14 protein-coding genes are annotated in these 20,359 nt (G+C 67.0%); 5 read left to right on the plus strand and 9 right to left on the minus strand.

The features are described 5' to 3' along the window. The first annotated feature begins 93 nt into the window (after window positions 1–93). Entirely contained in the window at window positions 94–2,433 is a 2,340-nt protein-coding gene (locus tag FA702_RS13590; protein ID WP_136956562.1) for a TonB-dependent receptor, read from the plus strand. A gap of 156 nt (window positions 2,434–2,589) precedes the next feature. Here the strand turns inward: FA702_RS13590 and FA702_RS13595 are convergent, their stop codons facing one another. The 3 genes from FA702_RS13595 to FA702_RS13605 all read right to left on the minus strand — a co-directional run bounded on the left by FA702_RS13595 (window position 2,590) and on the right by FA702_RS13605 (window position 5,595). Further along, on the minus strand, window positions 2,590–3,762 hold the full coding sequence (locus FA702_RS13595) for a glycosyltransferase (protein ID WP_136956563.1): 1,173 nt from the start codon (window positions 3,760–3,762) through the stop codon (window positions 2,590–2,592). Further along, the gene (locus FA702_RS13600) at window positions 3,763–4,686 is read right to left on the minus strand and encodes a hypothetical protein (protein WP_255504573.1); all 924 of its coding nucleotides are present in this window, start codon (window positions 4,684–4,686) and stop codon (window positions 3,763–3,765) included. Between the two features lie 129 nt (window positions 4,687–4,815). Continuing rightward, entirely contained in the window at window positions 4,816–5,595 is a 780-nt protein-coding gene (locus tag FA702_RS13605) for a DUF2334 domain-containing protein (RefSeq protein WP_136956564.1), read from the minus strand. Window positions 5,596–6,077: 482 nt separating this feature from the next. Between FA702_RS13605 and FA702_RS13610 the strand changes: the two genes are divergently transcribed. The 4 genes from FA702_RS13610 (at window position 6,078) to FA702_RS13625 (ending at window position 9,564) form a co-directional block, all read left to right on the plus strand. Then, window positions 6,078–6,761, plus strand: coding sequence for an alpha/beta hydrolase (locus tag FA702_RS13610; RefSeq protein ID WP_136956565.1), 684 nt, complete (start codon window positions 6,078–6,080; stop codon window positions 6,759–6,761). Between the two features lie 53 nt (window positions 6,762–6,814). Continuing rightward, a complete protein-coding gene (locus FA702_RS13615) occupies window positions 6,815–7,471 on the plus strand; it encodes a TetR/AcrR family transcriptional regulator (protein WP_168196065.1) in 657 nt (218 codons plus the stop codon). A 147-nt stretch (window positions 7,472–7,618) separates the two neighbouring features. Continuing rightward, complete coding sequence (locus FA702_RS13620) at window positions 7,619–7,936, plus strand: cytochrome c (protein WP_136956567.1); 318 nt, start codon at window positions 7,619–7,621, stop codon at window positions 7,934–7,936. Beyond that, on the plus strand, window positions 7,933–9,564 hold the full coding sequence (locus tag FA702_RS13625) for an FAD-binding oxidoreductase (RefSeq protein WP_136956568.1): 1,632 nt from the start codon (window positions 7,933–7,935) through the stop codon (window positions 9,562–9,564). Before FA702_RS13620 ends, FA702_RS13625 begins: the two co-directional genes overlap by 4 nt. Here the strand turns inward: FA702_RS13625 and glgX are convergent. Genes glgX through FA702_RS13655 form a run of 6 tightly spaced genes read right to left on the minus strand, consistent with a single transcriptional unit; the run spans window position 9,555 to window position 20,329 of the window. Next, window positions 9,555–11,372, minus strand: a complete 1,818-nt coding sequence (gene glgX / locus FA702_RS13630) for a glycogen debranching protein GlgX (RefSeq protein WP_255504574.1) — start codon at window positions 11,370–11,372, stop codon at window positions 9,555–9,557. The two genes, FA702_RS13625 and glgX, sit on opposite strands and share 10 nt — an antisense overlap. Window positions 11,373–11,382: 10 nt before the next feature. Beyond that, entirely contained in the window at window positions 11,383–13,011 is a 1,629-nt protein-coding gene (locus tag FA702_RS13635) for an alpha-D-glucose phosphate-specific phosphoglucomutase (RefSeq protein ID WP_136956569.1), read from the minus strand. Continuing rightward, window positions 13,008–14,462: a glycogen synthase GlgA gene (gene glgA / locus FA702_RS13640; RefSeq protein ID WP_136956570.1), complete on the minus strand. Its 1,455-nt coding sequence runs from the start codon at window positions 14,460–14,462 to the stop codon at window positions 13,008–13,010. The genes FA702_RS13635 and glgA overlap by 4 nt, the downstream gene beginning before the upstream one ends. Next, window positions 14,459–15,721: a glucose-1-phosphate adenylyltransferase gene (gene glgC / locus FA702_RS13645; protein ID WP_136956571.1), complete on the minus strand. Its 1,263-nt coding sequence runs from the start codon at window positions 15,719–15,721 to the stop codon at window positions 14,459–14,461. The genes glgA and glgC overlap by 4 nt, the downstream gene beginning before the upstream one ends. 19 nt (window positions 15,722–15,740) lie before the next feature. Continuing rightward, on the minus strand, window positions 15,741–17,909 hold the full coding sequence (gene glgB / locus FA702_RS13650) for a 1,4-alpha-glucan branching protein GlgB (protein ID WP_136956572.1): 2,169 nt from the start codon (window positions 17,907–17,909) through the stop codon (window positions 15,741–15,743). 8 nt (window positions 17,910–17,917) lie between these two features. After that, window positions 17,918–20,329: a glycogen/starch/alpha-glucan phosphorylase gene (locus tag FA702_RS13655; protein ID WP_136956573.1), complete on the minus strand. Its 2,412-nt coding sequence runs from the start codon at window positions 20,327–20,329 to the stop codon at window positions 17,918–17,920. Window positions 20,330–20,359: the final 30 nt, after the last annotated feature.

The following is a 20,359-nucleotide window of genomic DNA, read 5'->3' on the forward strand; positions in this document are numbered from 1 at the left end:
CGAGAGAATCGGCGGGACCGTAACAAAACTGCATTGGAACGCGTCTAGATGCGGCCTCGCCCGAGGACACAAGTCCTCACAAGTGAGGGAAACATGAACTTCCAGACCTGTCTGCGTGCCGGCCTGCTGGCCGGAACGGGAGCGCTTGCGCTTGCCGTCAGCCCCGCCTTCGCCGCTGAAGCCGCCGCGCCGGCCGCCGATGCCGCTTCGCCCGAAACCGACAGCACCGGCCTGACCGAAATCGTCGTCACCGCCACCAAGCGCGAGACGAACCTCCAGCAGACGCCGATCTCGATCTCGGTGATGGGCGCGGACGATCTCAAGAAGCGCCACGTCCAGAGCCTGATGGACCTTGCCGACGGCTCGGTTCCGTCGCTGCGCATCTCCACGTTCGAAGCGCGCCAGTCGGCGCTGACGATCGGTATTCGCGGCATCGTTCCCGACGACGCCAACCAGCCCGCGCGCGAACAGGGCGTCGGCGTCTATCTCGATGGTGTCTATCTCGGCCGCCAGCATGGCCTGAACGCTAGCCTCTATGACGTCGAGCGCGTCGAAGTTCTCAAGGGGCCGCAGGGCACCCTGTTCGGCCGGAACACCGAAGGCGGCGCGCTGTCGATGGTGCTCAAGGCGCCCACCGGCGAATTCGGTGGCCGCCTGCAGGCTGGCGTGGGCAACTACGGTTCGTACAACGCCCAGTTGCACCTCGATCTGCCCGAATACCACAATATCTCGATCAAGCTCGATGGTGTGCTTCAGCACCAGGATCCGACGATCAAGAACCCGCTGGCGGGCCAGGCCGGCTGGAACCAGTATCACCGCTACGGCGGCCGCATCGCAGCGCGCTGGAAGCCCACCAGCGATCTGACGATCGACCTCGCGTTCGACAAGTCGCGCGACGAGAACACGCCGTTCTACAGCCAGCTCGTGACGATCACGCCGTCCGCGCTCGCCAACATCCCCAAGGATGCCAACGGCACGCCGCTGATCCAGTACGGCTATGGCCGTGCCACCTCGGCCGATATCGGTGTGCCGCAGCAGCCGAGCATCGACATCACCAAGGGCTTCACCGGCCACATCAGCTACAAGGTGTCGCCAGGCCTCGAACTGCGCTCGATCACGGCGTGGCGCACGGTCAGCGACGAACAGTGGGACAACTCGGGCGGCGCGCACCGCACGCCGATTTGGGGGCCGAACGTCAACTTCAGCCGCTATTCGCTGGCCGGCTTGCAGCAGCGCCAGTTCAGCCAGGAACTCCAGGCGGTCGGTTCGGCCGGCAAGTTCGACTACGTGTTCGGCCTGTACTACTTCAACGAACGCGCCAGCGACTGGGCGCGCACGCCGAACACCAACAAGTGGAACGCGGCGCTCAACGGCTACACCATCAACGATCCGTCGACGTACCTCAGCGCCACGCTGGCCCGCGCCAGCACGGCCTATGCCAAGAGCTACGCCGCTTACGGCCAGGTGACCTACAACCCGTTCGATCCGCTGCACATCACCGTGGGCGGCCGTTACACCAAGGACGACAAGAACGGGCTGCTCTACACCGTCAACGGCGCGGCAACGAACTTCACGTTCGACCAGTCGAACAGCCGGTTCGATCCGCTGGTGGTGCTGGCCTACGAGGTCAACCCCGACATCAACGTGTACGCCAAGTACGCCACCGGCTATCGTGCCGGCGGCGCCAGCTCGCGCTCGCTGAACTACCGCTCGTTCGGCCCGGAATCGGTGAAGTCCTACGAAGTGGGCCTGAAGACCGAGTTCTTCGACCGCAAGGTGCGCTTCAACGTGGCCGGTTACATCATGGACCGCGACAACACGCAGGTGGACTTCAACTATTTCATCCTGCAGCAGAACGGCACCGTCCGGAACACGCTGGAAACCGTCAATGCGCTTGGCACCACCAAGATTCGCGGCGTTGAAGCGGACCTGACCGTGCGCCCGGTCGATGGGCTGTCGATGGGCCTGTCCTACGCCTACACCTACACCCACGTTCCGCCGGCGCGGAACACGGTGCAGGAAGCGCTGAACGCCACGCTCAATCCGCCGGTGACCACCCCGGTCTTCGAAACGGTCTATATCCTATACACGCCGAAGAACGCGCTGTCGGGCTCGATGGATTATGAACTGCCGGTCGGCGGCGCCGGTACCGAACTGCGCTTCCACGTCGATGGCAACTACAGCGATCCTGTCCACTCGTTCGCCGGCGAAAAGCTGATGACCGACAAGAGCTTCATCGTGAACGCCCGCCTGTCGCTGGCGGACATCCCGATGAGCGATGGCGGCCAGAAGCTGACCGTTTCGGCCTGGGCGCGCAACCTGTTCAACGAAGAACACATCTATCGTCGTTCGGGCGCCAACACCTCGCTGGGCGATTACGCGAACTACAACGCGCCGCGTACCTTCGGTATCGACGCGACGGTTCAGTTCTGACGCATGACGAACAAGGCCGGGGCGGGCTGCTGGCCTGCCCCGGTTTACTTCTGACCACCCTTTGCGGCGGCGGGCCTGTGCCTTGCCGCCGCTTTTTTGCACGTCAGAGCGCGCCGGACGGACCGGCGGTTGAGTGCGTGAAAAAGGTGGCTGCCGTTAGGCCGCGCGGCGGCGCGGGGTGACGAGGCGTTCGTAGGAGGCGAACAGCTCCGCGAAGTGATCGTCCATCGTGCGCGGCGGCGGGATGTCCGCGCGCGGACCGGCTTCGCCGCGTTCGCGCCGCGCGGCATAGTCGGCGATGGCGTCCGCCGCAGCGGAGGCGCTGGCCGAGGCATAGGTCCAGCCGCCGGAGGCACGGGCCTGGTCCGCCGCGCCGCCTTCGTCGGGCGCGATCAGCGGCAGGCCGCTGGCGCGCGCTTCGGCGGCGACCATGCAGAACGTTTCCGCCTCGCACCCGTGGACCAGCGCATCGGCGCTGGCCATCACGCGGGCCAGTTCGCCGCGATCGGTGATCGGTTCCAGGATGCGGATATGCGGATTGGCCGAAACGCGGCGCACGATCGCCTTGCGGTCCCGCCCCTGTCCCACCAGCACGAGGCCCACCGGATGGCGCGATCCGGCGGCCTCGACCGCCTCGACCAGCATGGGCCAGCGCTTTTCGGGCGCGAAGCGGCCGACGCCGAGCAGCAGCGTGGCGCTTTCGGGCAGCTCGCACATCGCGAGCAGGCGGCGGCGCAGGTCTTCATCGCGCAGGCGCGGCGAAAACACGCCCGGATCGACGCCCATCGGGTTGGTCACCACATGGCGCAACCCGCCTTCGACCAGCCGCACGGACAGGCCGGGGCTGGCGCTGACCACCATGTCGTATTTCCCGTCGAGCCGGCGCAGGTGCCGCCAGTAACGGTCGAACGCCCGGTCGATCGTGGGGCGCTTGGCCACGGGATCGAGCCAGCGATAGGCATAGGCCGACAGCGGATCGGCATGCATGATCAGCGCGCGCGGGGCATCGCCCGGCCAGTCCGCGATCGTGCTGGCGCTGCGCCAGGGGGATGAGGCTTCGACGAAATCGGGCGCCTCGCGATCGAGCGCGGCATAGAGCGCTTCGGTATCGTTGAAATAGCGGTAGTTGAAATCGAGCGGGAACAGCTGCGATTTCAGCCACACGATCCGCGCATTGGGGCCGCGCTGCTCGACATGATCGTGGGCTCCGGGCGCGATGACCACCACGTCATGGCCCAGCGCGGCGCCGGCCTTGAGCTTGCGGTCGATATAGGTCCGCACGCCGCCGCCCTTGGGAGCATAGAAGGCGCAGACGTCGACGAGCTTCATTTACGCCGCCTTTTCCTTGCGCACCGCGTCCAGCACCGTCAGCGCCAGGAACAGGATGACGTGCGTGGCCAGGATCAGCATCGAGACCATCGCGATCATCACCCCGATCTTGAGGTGTTCGCCCACCAGCAGGGTGGCGACGCCGGCGAAGGCGATGTCCTTGTTGGGGATCAGCGGCAGGCGCGAGATCAGCAGGCGCATCGTGGCCAGCAGCAGCCACGATCCCAGGCTCACGCCCGGCAGGATCAGGTGCCAGGCCAGCGCGGCGAAGCCGGTGTTGGCGATCACGCGCAGGCAGTGGACGACGAAGGTATAGACGAGTTCGTCGCGCGGCAGGCTGAGCAGCCCGTTGCGGAAGAACATGATGACCAGCGAGGTCAGCAGGACGATGCCGATCGACATCGCCATGAGGTTGCCGTCCTTGCCGAAGCCCAGCAGCCCGATCAGCGGCCAGGCCAGCGCCAGCATGGCCAGCGTGAGGATGTTGCCCGCCAGCGCCGAGAGGATGGCCACGTCCTTCACCGCGCCGAAGGGCGACCCTTCCATCTTCACATGCTTGCGCGCCCAGTCGTAGAAATAGACCTCGCCGACGTAACCCAGCAGCAGCTCGTTGCCGATCATCTTCTTGACCAGCGGGATGAAGCCCGCCGCCGGGATGTTCCACAGGCGGCGGAAGATCAGCCAGTCCGCGGCCGGCGCGGCGAAATAGCTGGCCGCAAGCACAAGCCACACCAGCGGCGAACGGGGAATGATCGACCAGATCATCGACCAGTTCAGTTCGCGCAGCTGCAGCAGGACCGCGGCCAGAATGGCCAGCGAGATGGCGGGGCCGAGCAGGGGACTCCACTTGCGCAATCCGGCGCCGGCGGCGATCGGATCGGGCAGGCTCATGCCGGGTGCGGAGACATCGGACGCGCTAGTCATCGCGAAAACCTTGAGAGAAACAGCATGGCCGCAATTCGGTGGCAGGCCCGTGGCAGGATCGTGCCGCGCCTAGGGCGGCGAACCTTGCGGCCGGATGAACGGTCCGCATCGGGCGTGGCAGGCGGCGCGTCACGCGGCCAGCGCCTTTGGCGCGGCGGTGATCGCATCGTAGCGGCTGGCCCGGTGCGTACGCAGGAAGCAGCGCAGCGTGCTGTCGATGCTGGCAAGCAGGGCCGGTACGCCGCAATCGCCGGGATGGACCGCGAGGCGCAGCGTCGGCAGCACGCGCGGCAAGGCGGTGCGCGCCAGCGCCGCGAAAGCGATCGAACTGGCGATGCGCGGGCGGCTGCGGCTGGCCCAGGTCACCACGGGGCCACGGGCGACGACCGCGCCGGTGGCCGGCTCCCACACCTTCATGTGATCTTCCGCCAGCGCGAAGCCCGCATCGCGCGCGGCCTCCAGCGCGCCATCGCCGTAAAGCCAGGCCGGCGCGATGAAGCCGGCGACCGGACGGCCGATCGCCTCTTCCACCAGCGCCCGCCCCCGCGTCATGCGCGCCAGGGCCTCGGCGCGGGACAGGCTCAGGAATTCGCCTTCACCAGCGGTCATGCGCTTCGCCTTGAAGCCCGCCACGCTGCCCTGGGGCGGCGTTTCGTCGATGTGCGACCAGCCATGCAGGAACATTTCCACGCCCGCATCGGCCCAGTCCCGCAAGCGGCGCTGGAATGCCTGCGCTTCGGCCAGCGGCGCGCCGTGCCAGTGATCGGGAATGACCAGCATGGCAAAGCGCGGTCCGCCCAGATGCGCGGCAAGCCGTTCGGCCAGTGCATCGACCTGCCGCTCGAAACGCGGCGAGACATCGTGGATCGACACGAGCAGACGGCGGGAGGAAGAGGAGCTTGCGGTCATCAACGGCGGTTTGGCGCTTGGTGTGATCTGGCGTCAGAAAAAGGCCTGCGGAGCGCAAGCCCATGCCCGATAGACGTCGCCGATCGTGTATTCCAGCAAGCGAAACATCCTTCCGGCTCGTGGCACCGCGAGTGTGCCATTATTGTGACGCCGGCGCCTGGCTCCAAGGACAGGCGGCTGGCCCGAAAGCCGGCCGTCTGTCCCGGGATTGCTGCGCACTTTGGCCCCTATCCGCTGAAGTTGGAATTTAAGGCCGATACCGCATCTAGCCGGCCGCTTCTTCCCGCGATGTGTCAGGGCAATTACAGATCGTTAATTCTCTGTCGCGCGGATCGGGCGCGCCAGATGCCAAGCCTGCGCTTGGGCCTGAAAAGAAATCATTCCATCGTCCGGCGATTGTCTACTTCATGAGTTGAGTTATCTTGAGGGCGTCGGGACGTATTCCGAGTCGACCGGCCGGCAATCCTTCAGGAGATGCAATCATGGCCACGCATACGCTGCTTTCGGGGCTGCCTTCCGGCGCCAACACCGATCGAGAACCCCTTGTGCTCACCGTTCCCGGGCTGAACAACAGCGGTCCTGGCCACTGGCAGACCATCTGGGAACAGGAATTCGACAATTGCCACCGGGTCGACCTTGGCCTGTGGGACGATCCGCATCGCAACACCTGGGTCAACAAGCTGAACCTGGTGATCCAGCGGGCCGACCGCCCCGTGGTGCTCGCCGCGCACAGTCTGGGCTGCCTGGCCGTGGCATGGTGGGCCGAATACGAACGGCCCGGACGCGATGGTCCGGTGGTGGGCGCGCTGCTGGTGGCTCCGCCCGACGTGGAGGAGCGCGCGCTGGATCGCCGGCTGACCCGGTTTGCGCCGTTCCCGCCTTCGGAACTTCCGTTCCCCTCGATCCTCGTCGCTAGCCGCAACGATCCCTATCTGCGCTTCGGCGCGGCGCGGCGACTGGCCACGACCTGGGGCAGCCGTTTCGCCGATGCGGGGCCGGCTGGCCACATCAACGCGGAATCCGACCTGGGCGAATGGACCTTCGGCCAGGTGCTGCTCTCGCAATTGCTGCCGGACGGGTTGCGTTCGGCGGGCACCGGCAAGCGGCCCCTGCCGCGCCTCGGCTCCATCGGCGATGGGCGCGCGCAGCGTCTGGCGGAGCGCTGATCCGCGGGCCATTGCCTGCACCACGGCCCGCGCGTTAAGCCCCGGCGATGGAAATGGCCGGCACAGCACGCGCGGGCGAGCGCAGGATCGATGGCGAGCGCCGCGCCGAAATCGGGCGCGAGCGCAAGGCGCGCACTCGCACGCGGATTCTCGCGGCCACGTTCGATCTGTTCGGGCGGCAGAACGGCCTGTTCACCCGCGTGGAGGAAATCTGCGACGCGGCGCGGATCACCCGGCCCACGTTCTATAACCATTTTGCCGGGATGGAGGATCTGCGCGAGGCGCTGTCCTGGGAAGTGACGCACGATTTCCTGGCGGCGGTGGTGCAGGCGATCGGTGCGCTGCCCGATGCCGCGCAGCGCACCGCCACCGCGATCCGGTACTACCTGCGGCGCGGCCAGCAGGATGCGCGGTGGGCCTGGTCGATCGTCAACATCAGCGCCTGCGGCATCATCTTCGGCGCGGAGACGCACCAGCAGGCCCAGCGCACGGTGGAGGAGGGCATGGCGTCCGGCGCCTTCCGCATCACCGATGCGCGCATTGGGCGAGATGTCGTGCTCGGTGCGACGCTTTCGGCGCTGGTAACATTGCTGCGCGAGGAGACGGGGGAGGATTATCCGGCCCAGATCGCCGAATCCGTGCTCGTGGGGCTGGGCATGGCTCGCGCAAAGGCGGCCGTGCTGGCGCGCTCGCCGCTCGCCGAACTCTGATCCGCGCTTTCGAGGCACTCGACCGCATTTCGCAGCGTGACACGCGCGGCGTTCGCAGCGCTTGACTCCCTACTCTCTTCACGTTCAAATTTTACATATAGTAAGATATGAAAAAGGGGCCGCATGGCTCCGGACGGGAGTTCTGGGATGCTTCGTGTGTACGGAGGCATGATCGTGCTGGCGCTGGCTGGCCCGGTCGCGGCGCAGCAACGGCTGGGAGAGGTGCAGGCGCCGCGCGCGCCCGAGCAGGTCTATGCGAAAGTGTGCGGGTACTGCCACGGTCGCAATGTCGGGCCGATCCTGCTGGGCCGTCACCTGCCCGCCGAAACCGTGAAATACGTGGCGCGGCATGGCCAGAACGGGATGCCCGCCTTCCGCCCCACCGAAGTGACGCCGGCGGAGCTTGACGCACTGGCGGCATGGATCGCGACGGCCCCCGCGCGCAAGGAGGAGCACGGACAATGAGCGGCTTTTCGATCGATCGCCGTGGTCTGCTCGGCACCGGGCTGGGGGCCTCGCTGGCGGCGGGCCTGGGTACGGGGGCGAGCGCGGCCAACCCCGCGCCGCTGGCGCCGGGGCGCACCAAGGCGGACTTCGCCGGCGCGATGAAGGCGTTCCGGGGCGTGGTCGGCGCGGAATGGGTGTTCGGCGACGAGGAGGCGGTGGCGCCCTGGTCGAAGACCTACATTCCCGATCCCGCGCACCAGTACAAGCCGGTGGGCGCGGTCTGCCCGCAATCGGTGGAGGAGGTGCAGGAGATCGTCCGCATCGCCAACACCTACAAGCAGCCGCTGTGGACGGTCTCGACCGGCAAGAACATGGGCTATGGCATGACCGCGCCGGCCACGCCGGGACAGGTCGTGCTCGATCTCAAGCGGATGAACCGCATCCTCGAAGTGGACGCCGACCTCGGCACCTGCCTGCTCGAACCGGGCGTCACCTACCAGCAGCTCAAGGACTACCTGGAGGAGAACAAAATCCCGCTGTGGATCGATGTGCCGACCGTCGGCCCGATTGCCTCGCCGGTGGGCAACACGCTTGATCGCGGGGTGGGCTACACGCCCTATGGCGAACACTTCATGTTCCAGTGCGGCATGGAAGTGTGCCTGCCCGATGGACGGCTGATGCGCACCGGCATGGGCAGCATCAAGGGCAGCACCGCCTGGCAGGCGTTCAAGTGGGGCTACGGGCCTTATCTCGATGGCCTGTTCACCCAGTCGAACTTCGGCATCGTCACCAAGATGGGCCTGTGGCTGATGCCCAAGCCGCCGGTCTATAAGCCCTTCATGGTGCGCCATGCCAACATGGAGGACGTGCCGAAGATCATCGAGGCGATGCGGCCGCTGCGCGTGTCGAACCTCGTCGCCAACTGCAACCTGATGATGAGCGCATCGTACCAGCTGGCCATGTTCAAGCGGCGCAACGAGATCGTGCCCGATGGCGCGCCGCTCGACGAAGCCTCGCTGAAAAAGGCGGCCACTGCCAATGGCCTGGGCATGTGGAACACCTATTTCGCGCTCTATGGCACCGAACAGACGGTGGCGGGGGTGGAGCCGATTATCCGGGCGACGCTGACGGCCAGTGGCGGCGAAGTGCTGACGGCGGCGGAGATGGAAGGCAACCCCTGGTTCCACCATCACCAGACGCTGATGCAGGGCGGCCTCAACCTAGACGAAGTGGGCCTGCTGCGCTGGCGTGGCGCAGGGGGCGGCCTTGCCTGGTTCGCGCCCGTGGCGGCGGCGCGCGGCGTGGAAGCGGAGCGGCAGACCGCGCTGGCAAAGGAAATCGTCGAGAAGCACGGCTTCGATTACACCGCTGCTTACGCGATCGGCTGGCGCGATCTGCACCACATCATCGCACTGCTGTTCGACAAGGCGGACCCGGCGCAGGAGCAGAAGGCCGACGCCTGCTATCGCGAACTGGTCACGCGCTTCGGCGCGCAGGGCTGGGCCAGCTATCGCACCGGGGTCAATTCGATGGACCTCGTGGCGCAGCAATACGGCGAGGTGAACCGCGATTTCAACCGCACGCTCAAGCGCGCCATCGATCCCAACGGCATCCTCTCACCGGGCAAATCGGGGATTCATCCCTGATTATCGGCGGGCGCGGCATCGGTAGGCAGGGCCAGCCGCGCCGCCCGGTCGATAGTCAGCGTGAAGGGCCGGGCCGGATCGTGCGAGGCATAGCGGAAGCCTTCGGTCCCGGGGGCTTCCCACAGCGCCGCATCCATCGGCCGGCCATCGAGCGATGACCACTGTCCCTCCTCGGGAAAGCGCGTGAACCAGCCCGCCCGCGCGGCGCGCCACGCGGCAAGGCCGGCCACCCAGTCTTCGAGCGCGCGGTCGCGGCCGGCCCAGTCGACCCAGCCGATCGCGTTGTCCTGCGCATAGGCGTTGTTGTTGCCCTGCTGCGTGCGGCCGAACTCGTCGCCGGCGGTGAGCATGATCGTGCCGGTCGAACCGAACAGCGTGCCCAGCAGCGCGCGCAGGTCCGCGGCGCGGCGGGCGAGCACGGCGGGATCGTCGGTCTGGCCTTCCACGCCGTTGTTCCACGAGAAGTTCTCGCCGTGGCCATCGCGGTTGTCCTCGCCGTTGGCCCAGTTGTGGCGGTGTTCGTAGGCTACGCTGTCGGCCAGCGTGAACCCGTCGTGCGCGGCGAGGAAGTTCACGCTGCGGCAGCTTTGCTTGCCGAACACGTCGGACGATCCGGCCACGCGCGTCGCCAGCACGCCCACGCCTTCGTCGCCGCGCCAGAAGCGCCGCACGTCGTCGCGATAGCGGTCGTTCCATTCGAGCCAGGTGTCGGGGAACCGGCCCAGCTGGTATCCGCCGGGGCCGATGTCCCACGGTTCGGCGATCATCACGCGGTCGGCCAGCAGCGGATCGGCGGCGATCTCGGCGAAGATCGGGGCGTCGGCGGCAAAGCCCGGGCTGCGCGCCATGATCGGGGCAAGATCGAAACGGAAGCCGTCCACGCCGGCATGGCGCACGAAATGGCGCAGCGTGTCGAGCGTCAGCCACCGCACCGCCGGGTTGCCGAAATCCAGCGTGTTGCCGCAGCCGGTGTCGTTGATCAGGCTGCCGTCGGGCGCGTGGGCATAGGCGGCGTTGTCCAGCCCGCGCAGCGAAAGGATGGGGCCGAACACGTCGCTTTCGCCGGTGTGGTTGAACACCAGATCGAGCAGCACGCCGATCCCTTCGGCATGCAGTGCGGTCACGGTATCGCGCAGTTCGGCCACGCCGCCGGGGCACAGGCCCGGATCGAGCGCCATCGGTGCCACGGGGTTGTAGCCCCAGGCGTTGCTCAGCCCCAGCGGCGGCAGGTGCCGCTCGTCGATCCACGCCACGATCGGCATCAGCTCCACCGCGCCGACGTGCAGCATCTTCAGATGGGCAAGCACGGCGGGATGGGCCAGCGCCGCCACCGTCCCGCGCAGCGCCTCGGGCACATCGGGTTGCAGCATGGTGAAGGCGCGCACGTTCACTTCGTAGATCAGCCCGCCGCGCGTGAAGTGCGGGGCTTCGTGGGCACAGACCGGAAGCGCGCCCGGAACGATCGCCTTGGGCACGAGCGCCGCGGTGTCCACGCCGAAGTGCGACAGGCGCGGATCGTAGGCGAAGCGGTGGTCCAGCTCCATCGCGTAAGGATCGACCAGCAGCTTGGCCAGATCGAACCACAGTCCGCGTTCGGGCGCCCACGGGCCTTCGGCGCGGTAGCCATAGCGCGCGCCGGCGAGATCGCCGGGCAGTTCCGCGACCCATGTATCGCCGAACCGCGCCATGGGTTCGCGGCGTTCGCCGGCCGCGTCGAACAGGCACAGCCACACCGCCTCCGCCAGCGGGGCGCGCACGGCGAAGCGCGTGGCGCCCGATCCGATGCTGACGCCCGCCGCCCCGCTCACGTCACCGCGCTCACGTCACCACGTCGGGCGCGGTCCGGCCGGTGTGGCGCACGATGCCGGCGACGGCGTCCGCCGCCGCGATCAGGTCGGCCAGCATGGCGGGGGTTTCGCGGTCCAGATCGCCGCCGGCGGGTTCGTAGCGTTCCAGATAGACGCGCAGCGTGGCGCCTTCGGTGCCGGTGCCGGACAGGCGGAACACGATGCGCGATCCACCTTCGAACAGCACGCGCAACCCCTGGTTGGCGCTGGTCGAGCCATCCACCGGATCGAGGTACGAGAAGCTGTCGGCCTGCGCGACGGTCAGCGAGCCGAAGCGCTGGCCCCGTAGCGCTGCCAGCTTGCCCTGCAGTTCCGCGATCAGCGCGTCGGCGGACTCGGTCGGCAGGGCTTCGTAATCGTGCCGCGCGTAGTAGTTGCGGCCATAGTGCGCCCAGTGTTCGCGTGCGAGCTGGTCCACGCTGATGCCGCGCACGGCCAGGATGTTGAGCCAGAGCAGCACCGCCCACAGCCCGTCCTTTTCGCGCACGTGGTCCGATCCGGTGCCCGCACTTTCCTCGCCGCAGATCGTCGCCATGCCGGCATCGAGCAGGTTGCCGAAGAACTTCCAGCCGGTGGGCGTTTCGAAGCAGGGCACGCCCAGCGCTGCCGCCACGCGGTCTGCCGCCGCGCTGGTGGGCATGGAGCGGGCGATGCCTTTCAGCCCAGCGCTGTAGCCCGGCGCCAGGTGCGCGTTGGCGGCCAGCATCGCCAGCGAATCCGATGGGGTGACGAAGCGCCCGCGCCCCACGATCAGGTTGCGATCGCCATCGCCGTCCGACGCTGCGCCGAAATCGGGCGCATCGGGCGCGAACATCTGGTCGAACAGCGCCTTGGCGTGGACCATGTTCGGATCGGGATGATGCCCGCCGAAATCGGGCAGCGGCGTGCCGTTGCGCACGGTGCCGGCGGGAAAGCCCAGCCGGTTTTCGAGGATTTCCACCGCATAGGGGCCGGTCACGGCGCTCATCGCGTCGAACGCCATGGTGAAGCCGCCAGCTACGGCCTGCCGGATCGCGCCGAAATCGAACAGCGTTTCCATGAGGTCGGCATAGTCGGCCACGGGATCGATGATCGACACGATCGTATCGGCGACCGCGCTGGAACCGCAGGTGTCGAGATCGACATCCTCGGCTTCCAAGGTCAGCCAGCGGTCGATTACCTGCGTGCGGGCATAGACGGCCTCGGTCACGCCTTCGGGCGCGGGCCCGCCGTTGGCGATGTTGTACTTGATCCCGAAATCCTCATCCGGACCGCCGGGGTTGTGGCTGGCCGAAAGGATCAGGCCGCCCGATGCCTCGTACTTGCGGATGACGTGGCTGGCGGCGGGGGTCGAAAGGATGCCGCCCTTGCCCACCAGCACCCGGCCATAGCCGTTGGCCGCGGCGATGCGGATCGCCTGCTGGATCACCGTGCGGTTGTGGTAGCGCCCGTCCCCGCCGATCACCAGCGTGGCGCCGGGCGCGGGCTGCACCACGTCGAACACCGCCTGGATGAAGTTTTCCGCATAGTTGGGCTGCGCGAAGACCTTCACCTTCTTTCGCAGGCCGGACGTTCCCGGCTTCTGTCCGGCATAGGGCGAACTCGGAACGGTAACGGTCATCGGTCCTCCGCGATCAGTTCGGAATAGAGGTCGGCATAGGCCTTGCCGCTGCGGCTCCACGAGAAATCCGCTTTCATGCCATTGCGTTGCAGGCTCTGCCACAGGTCCGGCTGGCGGTGCAGCGCGGCGGCGCGGCTGATCGCCTCGGTCAGCGCCTGCCAGTGGACGCCGGCGAACTGGACGCCTGTGGCGACGCCGGCATTGGTGGCGGCAAGGTTGGCGTCGATCACCGTGTCGGCCAGCCCGCCGGTGCGCGCCACCACCGGCACGCAGCCATAGGCGAGGCCATAGAGCTGGGTCAGGCCGCAAGGCTCGAAGCGGCTGGGCACGAGAATCGCATCTCCGCCCGCCTGCATCCGGTGCGACAGCGCCTCGTCATAGCCGATGCGCACGGCGACGCGGCCCGGATGGCGCGCGGCGGCGCTGTGGAAGCCGGTTTCCAGCGCCGCATCGCCTGACCCGAGCAGCGCAAGGCGTCCGCCGATCCCGACGAGATGGTCGATCGCTTCGAGCAGGACGTCCATGCCCTTCTGCCAGGTGAGCCGGCTGATCACCACGAACAGCGGGCCGTCGCCGGCTTCCAGCGCGAACTCCTGCTCCAGCGCGCGTTTGTTGGCGGCGCGTTTTGCCAGCGCGCGAGCACTGAAATTGGCCTTGAGCGCGGGATCGACCTGGGGGTTCCATTGCTCGGTATCGATTCCGTTGACGATGCCGCGCACCCGATCGCCCCGGCTGACGATCAGGCCTTCCAGCCCCATGCCGAATTCGGGCAGGCGGATTTCGCGGGCATAGGTGGGGCTGACGGTGGTGACGGCGCTGGCCGCTTCCATCCCGGCCTTCAGGAAGCCGACGCCACCGTGGTATTCGACGCCATCGACGGCCCATGCCTGCTGCGGCAGGCCGAGCAGAGGGAACAGGTCGCCCCCGAAATAGCCCTGGAACGCCATGTTGTGGATGGTCATCACCGAGGGCAGGGCCTTGCCGCCGAACGGCGCGAACCGCAGGTAGGCGAGCGTCATGCCCGCCTGCCAGTCGTGCGCGTGGACAAGGTCGAAGCCGTGCTTCTTCACCGCGCCGCCGGCGACGTCGGCCGCGGCGCGCCCGAACGCGGCATAGCGCCGCCAGTTGTCACCCCAATCGTAGCCGAAGGGATCGACATACGGGCCGCCTTCGCGCTGGAACAGGCGCGGCGCGTCCAGCACCAGCAGCGGATGATCGCCCAGCTTGCCGGCCAGCAACCGCGCCGGTTCTCCCAGCAGGGCATCCCAGGCGTGGACCGCCTTGGCCTTGCCCAGCGCCTTCAGCACGGCCGGATATCCGGGCAGCAGCGTGGTCGTCTCCACCCCGTGCGGGGCCAGCGCGCCGGGCAGCGCGCCGGCCACATCTGCCAGACCGCCGGTCTTCACCAGCGGCACGGCCTCGGAGGTGACGGAGAGGACGCGGATCGTCATGTCAGGCGCTCTATCATGTCCTTGGTGATCAGGCAGACGCCGTTGTCGGTGCGGCGAAAGCGGCGCGAGTCGAGTTCGGGATCCTCGCCGACGACCAGCCCTTCGGGAATACGCACGCCCGAATCGAGGATCACCCGGCTGAGCCGCGCACCGCGTCCGATGTTGCAATAGGGCAGGATCACCGCTTCCTCGCACGACGAGAAGCTGCCCATCTTCACGCCCGTGAACAGCAGGCTGCGCCGCGCCAGCGCGCCCGAGACGATGCAGTCCTGCGAGATCAGCGAGGAGATCGCCATGCCGCGCCGCCCTTCCTCGTCATGCACGAACTTGGCGGGTGCGGCGATGATCTGGTCGGTCCAGATCGGCCAGTCGCGATCGTACATGTTCAGCTTGGGCACGGTGTCGGTCAGGTCGAGATTGGCTTCGAAATAGGCGTCCAGCGTGCCCACGTCGCGCCAGTATTCCTCGATCTCCTCCGCCGCGCGGATGCAGCTGGCGGTGAAGCGGTGGGCCACCGCCTTCCCGTGCTTCACGATGTAGGGGATGATGTCGTTGCCGAAATCGCGCTGCGAATCCGGCGTTTCGGCATCGCGGCGCAACTGATCGAACAGGAACTTCGTCTCGAACACATAGATGCCCATGGAGGCGAGCGAGAAATCGGGGTTGCCGGGAATGCCGGGCGGGTCCTTCGGCTTTTCGACGAAGGCGGTGATCGCGTCATTTTCGTCCACCGCCATCACGCCGAAGCCGGTCGCATCCTTGCGCGGCACGACAAGACACCCGATCGTGACGTCCGCGCCCGAGTTGACGTGCTGGCGCAGCATCATCTCGTAGTCCATCTTGTAGATGTGGTCGCCCGCCAGGATGACCATGTACTTTGGCGCATGGGCCTGGATGATGTCGATGTTCTGGTAAACCGCATCGGCCGTGCCTTCGTACCACAGCATTTCCGAGATGCGCTGCGAAGCGGGCAGGATGTCGAAGCTTTCGTTGCGTTCCGGGCGCATGAAGTTCCACGCGCGCTGCATGTGGCGGATCAGCGAATGCGCCTTGTATTGCGTGGCCACGCCGATGCGGCGGATGCCCGAGTTGATCGCGTTGGACAGGGCGAAATCGATGATCCGGCTCATCCCGCCAAAATAGACCGCCGGCTTGGCGCGGTTGTCGGTCAATTCGCGAAGGCGGCTGCCGCGCCCCCCGGCCAGCACATAGGCCATCGCATCGCGCGCCAGCGGCTGCCCGTATGTTTCCCGTGCCATGTCCTCTGCCCCTTTCCGTTCAGCCTTCGTATTCGAAATAGAGTGTCGCCAGCGGCGGCAGCACCACTAGCGCCGCACCGTCCTGCGCGGTGATGTGGCCCATGTTGCCCCGGCCGCTGCCGCCATAGATCGCGGCATCGCTGTTTAGCACCTCGCGCCAGGCGCCATCGTGCGGCAGCGGCAGGCGGTAGTGATCGTGGACGGCGGGCGTCATGTTGCAGACCACGGCCACCGGCTTCTGCCCCGGCGCCTTGCGCAGCCACGCGAAGACCGAGGCGAGTGCATCGTCCACCACCAGCCAGGAAAAGCCTTCCGCCTCGCAATCGCGCGCGTGCATGGCCGGGATGGAGGTGTAGGCATGGTTGATGTCGCGCACCCAGCGGCGGACGCCCTCGTGCGCGGGCGCTTCCAGCAGCTCCCAGTCGAGCGACCGCGCCTCGCTCCATTCGCGGCGCTGGGCGAATTCCTGCCCCATGAACAGCAGCTTCTTGCCCGGATAGCCCCACATCAGCCCGTAGTAGGCGCGCAGCGAGGCGAACTTCTGCCAGTCGTCCCCGCTCATCTTGGTCAGCAGCGATCCCTTGCCGTGCACCACCTCGTCATGGCTCAGCGGCAGCACGAAGTTCTCGCTGAAGGCGTACATCAGGCCGAACGTAATCTCGTCGTGGTGGTAGCGCCGGTGGATGGGCTCGCGCGCCATGTACTTCAGCGTATCGTGCATGAAGCCCATGTTCCACTTGAACCCGAAGCCCAGGCTGGTGGCGCCGGGGCCGCCATCGCCCACCGGCAGCGTCACCCCCGGCCAGGCGGTCGATTCCTCGGCCACGGTCACGAAGCCGGGGTGGCTGCCATAGACCGCCTTGTTCATCTTCTGGAGGAAGGCCACCGCCTCCCAGTTCTCGCGCCCGCCCTGTTCGTTGGGAATCCATTCCCCGGCCTCGCGCGAATAATCGCGGTAGAGCATCGAGGCGACCGCATCCACGCGCAGCCCGTCGACATGGTACTGTTCGGCCCAGAACAGCGCGTTGTTGACCAGGAAGCTGGATACCTCGCGCCGCCCGAAGTTGTAGATCGCGGTGTTCCAGTCGGGGTGGAAACCCAGCCGGGGGTCTTCATGTTCGTACAGTGCGGTACCGTCGAACCGGGCAAGGCCGTGTTCGTCGGTGGGGAAATGCGCCGGCACCCAGTCGATCAGCACCGACACGCCCGCGCGGTGCGCGCCATCGACGAAGCGCGCGAAGCCGTCGGGGCCGCCGAAGCGGGCGGACGGCGCGTAGAGGCCGGTCGTCTGGTAGCCCCAGCTCGGGTCATAGGGGTGCTCGCTGACCGGCAGGAACTCGATATGGGTGAAGCCCATGTCGACGACATAAGGGATCAGCAGGTCGGCCAGTTCGTCCCAGGAATAGAAGCCTTCCTCGCAGGGTTTCTTCCACGATCCGGGATGGACCTCGTAGATCGCCATCGGTTCGCGCCGGGCATCGACCGAGGCCCAGTGCGCGCGGTGCGCGGCATCACCCCAGTCTGGCTTGGCCGGACGCGCGGTGAGCGAAGCCGTCTTCGGCCGCATTTCCGACGCGAAGGCGAAGGGGTCGGCCTTGAGCGGCTGGACGTCCCCGGTCGGGCCGACGATGCGGTACTTGTAGGCATGGCCCGGCCCCACATCGGGCACGAAGATCTCCCACACGCCAATGTCCGCGCGCTTGCGCATGGGATGGCGGCGGTGATCCCAGTCGTTGAAATCGCCGACCACCGCGACATGCCGCGCATTGGGCGCCCAGACCGCGAAATGCACGCCGGGCACGCCCTGGTGTTCGATGCAATGCGCGCCCATCTTGTCGAACAGGCGGAAATGGGTGCCTTCGTTGATCAGGAAATCGTCCAGTGGCCCCAGCACCGGGCCGAACGAGAACGCGTCGGTCACCCACCATTCGTGCGTGCCGGCCTTGCAGCGGTACTTGACCGGCTGCGCCTTGCCCGTCACCGCGCCTTCGAACAGGCCGCGCCCGTCCACGCGGTCGAGCGCGCCCAGCTTGCGGCCCTTCAGCGAACAGGCGGTTACCTCTTCCGCGCCGGGCAGGAAGGCGCGGGCGAACGCGCCTTCCGGGCCCTGGTGCACTCCCAGGAGCGAAAACGGATCGGCGTGCGTCCCGCTGAGCAGGGCTTCGATGGCGCGCGCCGATGGCTTCATGATGCTCCTCAGACTCCCCAGATCTCGCGAGCGTATTCGGCGATCGTCCGGTCGGACGAGAACCAGCCTACGTTGGCAATGTTGCGGATCGCCGCCGCCCGCCAGCCGGCCGGGTCTTCCCAGCGGCGATCCACCGCGCGCTGCGCGGCGGCGTAGCTGTCGAAATCGGCCGCGACCATGAACCAGTCGCTGTCGTAGATGCCGCCCATCAGGCCGGCGTAGCGCTCCGGATCGTCGGGCGAGAACACGCCGGTGGCGATGGCGGACACCGCCTGCTGCAATTCGCGCGAACCCTCGATCACTGCGCGGGGATTATACCCTTGCGCGCGCTTGGCCAGCACTTCCTCCGCCGTCAGGCCGAAGATCACGATATTGTCGTCGCCGACGCGATCCTTGATCTCGATGTTCGCGCCATCGAGCGTGCCGATGGTCAGCGCGCCGTTGAGCGCGAACTTCATGTTGCCGGTGCCCGATGCTTCCATGCCGGCGGTGGAAATCTGCTCCGAAAGGTCCGCCGCCGGGATCAGCCGCTCCGCCAGCGAGACGTTGTAGTTGGGCACGAACACGACCTTGAGCAGGCCGCCCACGGCCGGATCGGAGTTGACGCGGCGGGCGATGTCGTTGGCCAGTTTGATGATCAGCTTGGCGTTGTGATAGCTCGGCGCCGCCTTGCCGCCGAAGATCTTCACGCGCGGAACCCAGTCGCGTTCCGGATGGCTGCGGATTTCGTCGTAGAGCGCCACCGTCTCGATCAGGTTTAGCAACTGGCGCTTGTATTCGTGGATGCGCTTGATGTGGACGTCGAACAATGCGTCGGGATCGAGCCGGACGCCGGTGATCGTCTTGATGTGCGCGGCCAGCGCCACCTTGTTCGAGCGCTTCACTTCCGCGATGCGCTCGCCCAGCAGCTTGTCGTCCGCCAGCCCGTTCAGTTCGACCAGCTTTTCCGCGTCGTCGAGAAAGCCGTCGCCGATCGCGTCCTTCAGCACGGAGACGAGGCCGGGGTTGCATTGCTGCAGCCAGCGGCGCGGGGTGACGCCGTTGGTCTTGTTGTTGATGCGATCGGGATAGAGCGTGTGCAGGTCGGAAAAGACCGTGCTCTTCATCAGTTCGGTGTGCAGCGCGGCCACGCCGTTGACGCTGTGCGCGCCGCTGAAGGCAAGGTTCGCCATGCGCACGCGCCGTTCGCCGCCTTCGTCGATCAGGCTGATTGCGGAAATCGCGCCATCGTCCAGCCCGGCCTTGCGCGCTTCGCGCAGCACGCGCGAATTGATCGCATAGACGATCTGCATGTGGCGCGGCAGCAGCCGTTCGAACAGCGGCAGCGGCCAGGATTCGAGCGCTTCGGGCAGCAGCGTGTGGTTGGTGTAGCCGACCGTGCGCTTGGTGACGTCCCACGCCTCGTTGAATTCAAGGCCGTGTTCGTCGAGTAGCAGGCGCATGATTTCGGCGACGGCCACCGCCGGGTGCGTATCGTTGAGCTGGATCGCCGCCTTGTCGGGCAGGGTGCGCACATCGCCGTTGTATTGGGCGTGGCGCCGCACGATGTCCTGGATCGAGGCGGAGGTGAAGAAGAACTCCTGCCGCAACCGCAGTTCCTGCCCGGCGGCGGTGGAATCGGCGGGGTACAGCACGCGCACCAGCGCATCGGCGCGCGCTTCCTCTACGAGCGCGCCGACGTGGTCGCCGGCGTTGAACCGGTCCAGCCGGATCGGATCGAGCGCGGCGGCGGTCCACAGGCGCAGCGTGTTCACGCGCTTGCCCTTGTACCCGACCACGGGCGTATCGATGGCATAGGCTTCGACCTGTTCGGCGGGTTTCCACACCACGCCTTCGCCATTGTCGACGACCTCGCCGCCGAAGCCGATGCGGTACGAACTTTCGCGCCGGTCGAATTCCCAGGGGTTGCCGTGGCTCAGCCAGGTTTCGGGCAGTTCGACCTGCCAGCCATCGTCGATCCGCTGGCGGAACATGCCGTTCTTGTAGCGGATGCCATAGCCGTAGGCCGGTATGTCGAGGCTGGCGAGGCTTTCCATGAAGCACGCGGCCAGGCGGCCGAGGCCGCCGTTGCCCAGCGCGGCGTCCGGCTCCAGATCCTCCAGCGCGGCCAGGTCGAGCCCGTGTTCGCGCAGCGCCTTTTCCATGTCGCACGTCAGCCCCATGTTGGACAGCGCATCGCGCAGCAGGCGGCCGATCAGGAATTCCAGGCTGAGATAATAGACCCGCTTGCCGCTTTCAGCATAGGTCTTGCGGGTCGATTCCATCCAGCGGTCGATCACGTGGTCGCGCAGCGTCAGCACGGTGGCGGTGAACCAGTCGTGCGGCTTGGCGGCGCGTTCGTCCTTGCCAACGCGATGGCGCAGCACATCGATGATATGGGCGTCGATCTCGGCGGCCGTGGAAGTGATCTCGAGGCTCATGGAACAAGCTCCACCCTGAAGGCCCGGCCG

It is taken from the genome of Novosphingobium sp. EMRT-2 (assembly GCF_005145025.1).
GTDB lineage: Bacteria > Pseudomonadota > Alphaproteobacteria > Sphingomonadales > Sphingomonadaceae > Novosphingobium.

Bases quoted from the DNA above. Each gene is read 5' to 3' on its own strand.
- FA702_RS13590 (WP_136956562.1), top strand. From the start codon at position 94: ATGAACTTCCAGACCTGTCTGCGTGCCGGCCTGCTGGCCGGAACGGGA.
- FA702_RS13595 (WP_136956563.1), bottom strand. From the start codon at position 3,762: ATGAAGCTCGTCGACGTCTGCGCCTTCTATGCTCCCAAGGGCGGCGGC.
- FA702_RS13600 (WP_255504573.1), bottom strand. From the start codon at position 4,686: ATGACTAGCGCGTCCGATGTCTCCGCACCCGGCATGAGCCTGCCCGAT.
- FA702_RS13605 (WP_136956564.1), bottom strand. From the start codon at position 5,595: ATGACCGCAAGCTCCTCTTCCTCCCGCCGTCTGCTCGTGTCGATCCAC.
- FA702_RS13610 (WP_136956565.1), top strand. From the start codon at position 6,078: ATGGCCACGCATACGCTGCTTTCGGGGCTGCCTTCCGGCGCCAACACC.
- FA702_RS13615 (WP_168196065.1), top strand. From the start codon at position 6,815: ATGGCCGGCACAGCACGCGCGGGCGAGCGCAGGATCGATGGCGAGCGC.
- FA702_RS13620 (WP_136956567.1), top strand. From the start codon at position 7,619: ATGCTTCGTGTGTACGGAGGCATGATCGTGCTGGCGCTGGCTGGCCCG.
- FA702_RS13625 (WP_136956568.1), top strand. From the start codon at position 7,933: ATGAGCGGCTTTTCGATCGATCGCCGTGGTCTGCTCGGCACCGGGCTG.
- FA702_RS13635 (WP_136956569.1), bottom strand. From the start codon at position 13,011: ATGACCGTTACCGTTCCGAGTTCGCCCTATGCCGGACAGAAGCCGGGA.
- glgA (WP_136956570.1), bottom strand. From the start codon at position 14,462: ATGACGATCCGCGTCCTCTCCGTCACCTCCGAGGCCGTGCCGCTGGTG.
- glgC (WP_136956571.1), bottom strand. From the start codon at position 15,721: ATGGCACGGGAAACATACGGGCAGCCGCTGGCGCGCGATGCGATGGCC.
- glgB (WP_136956572.1), bottom strand. From the start codon at position 17,909: ATGAAGCCATCGGCGCGCGCCATCGAAGCCCTGCTCAGCGGGACGCAC.
- FA702_RS13655 (WP_136956573.1), bottom strand. From the start codon at position 20,329: ATGAGCCTCGAGATCACTTCCACGGCCGCCGAGATCGACGCCCATATC.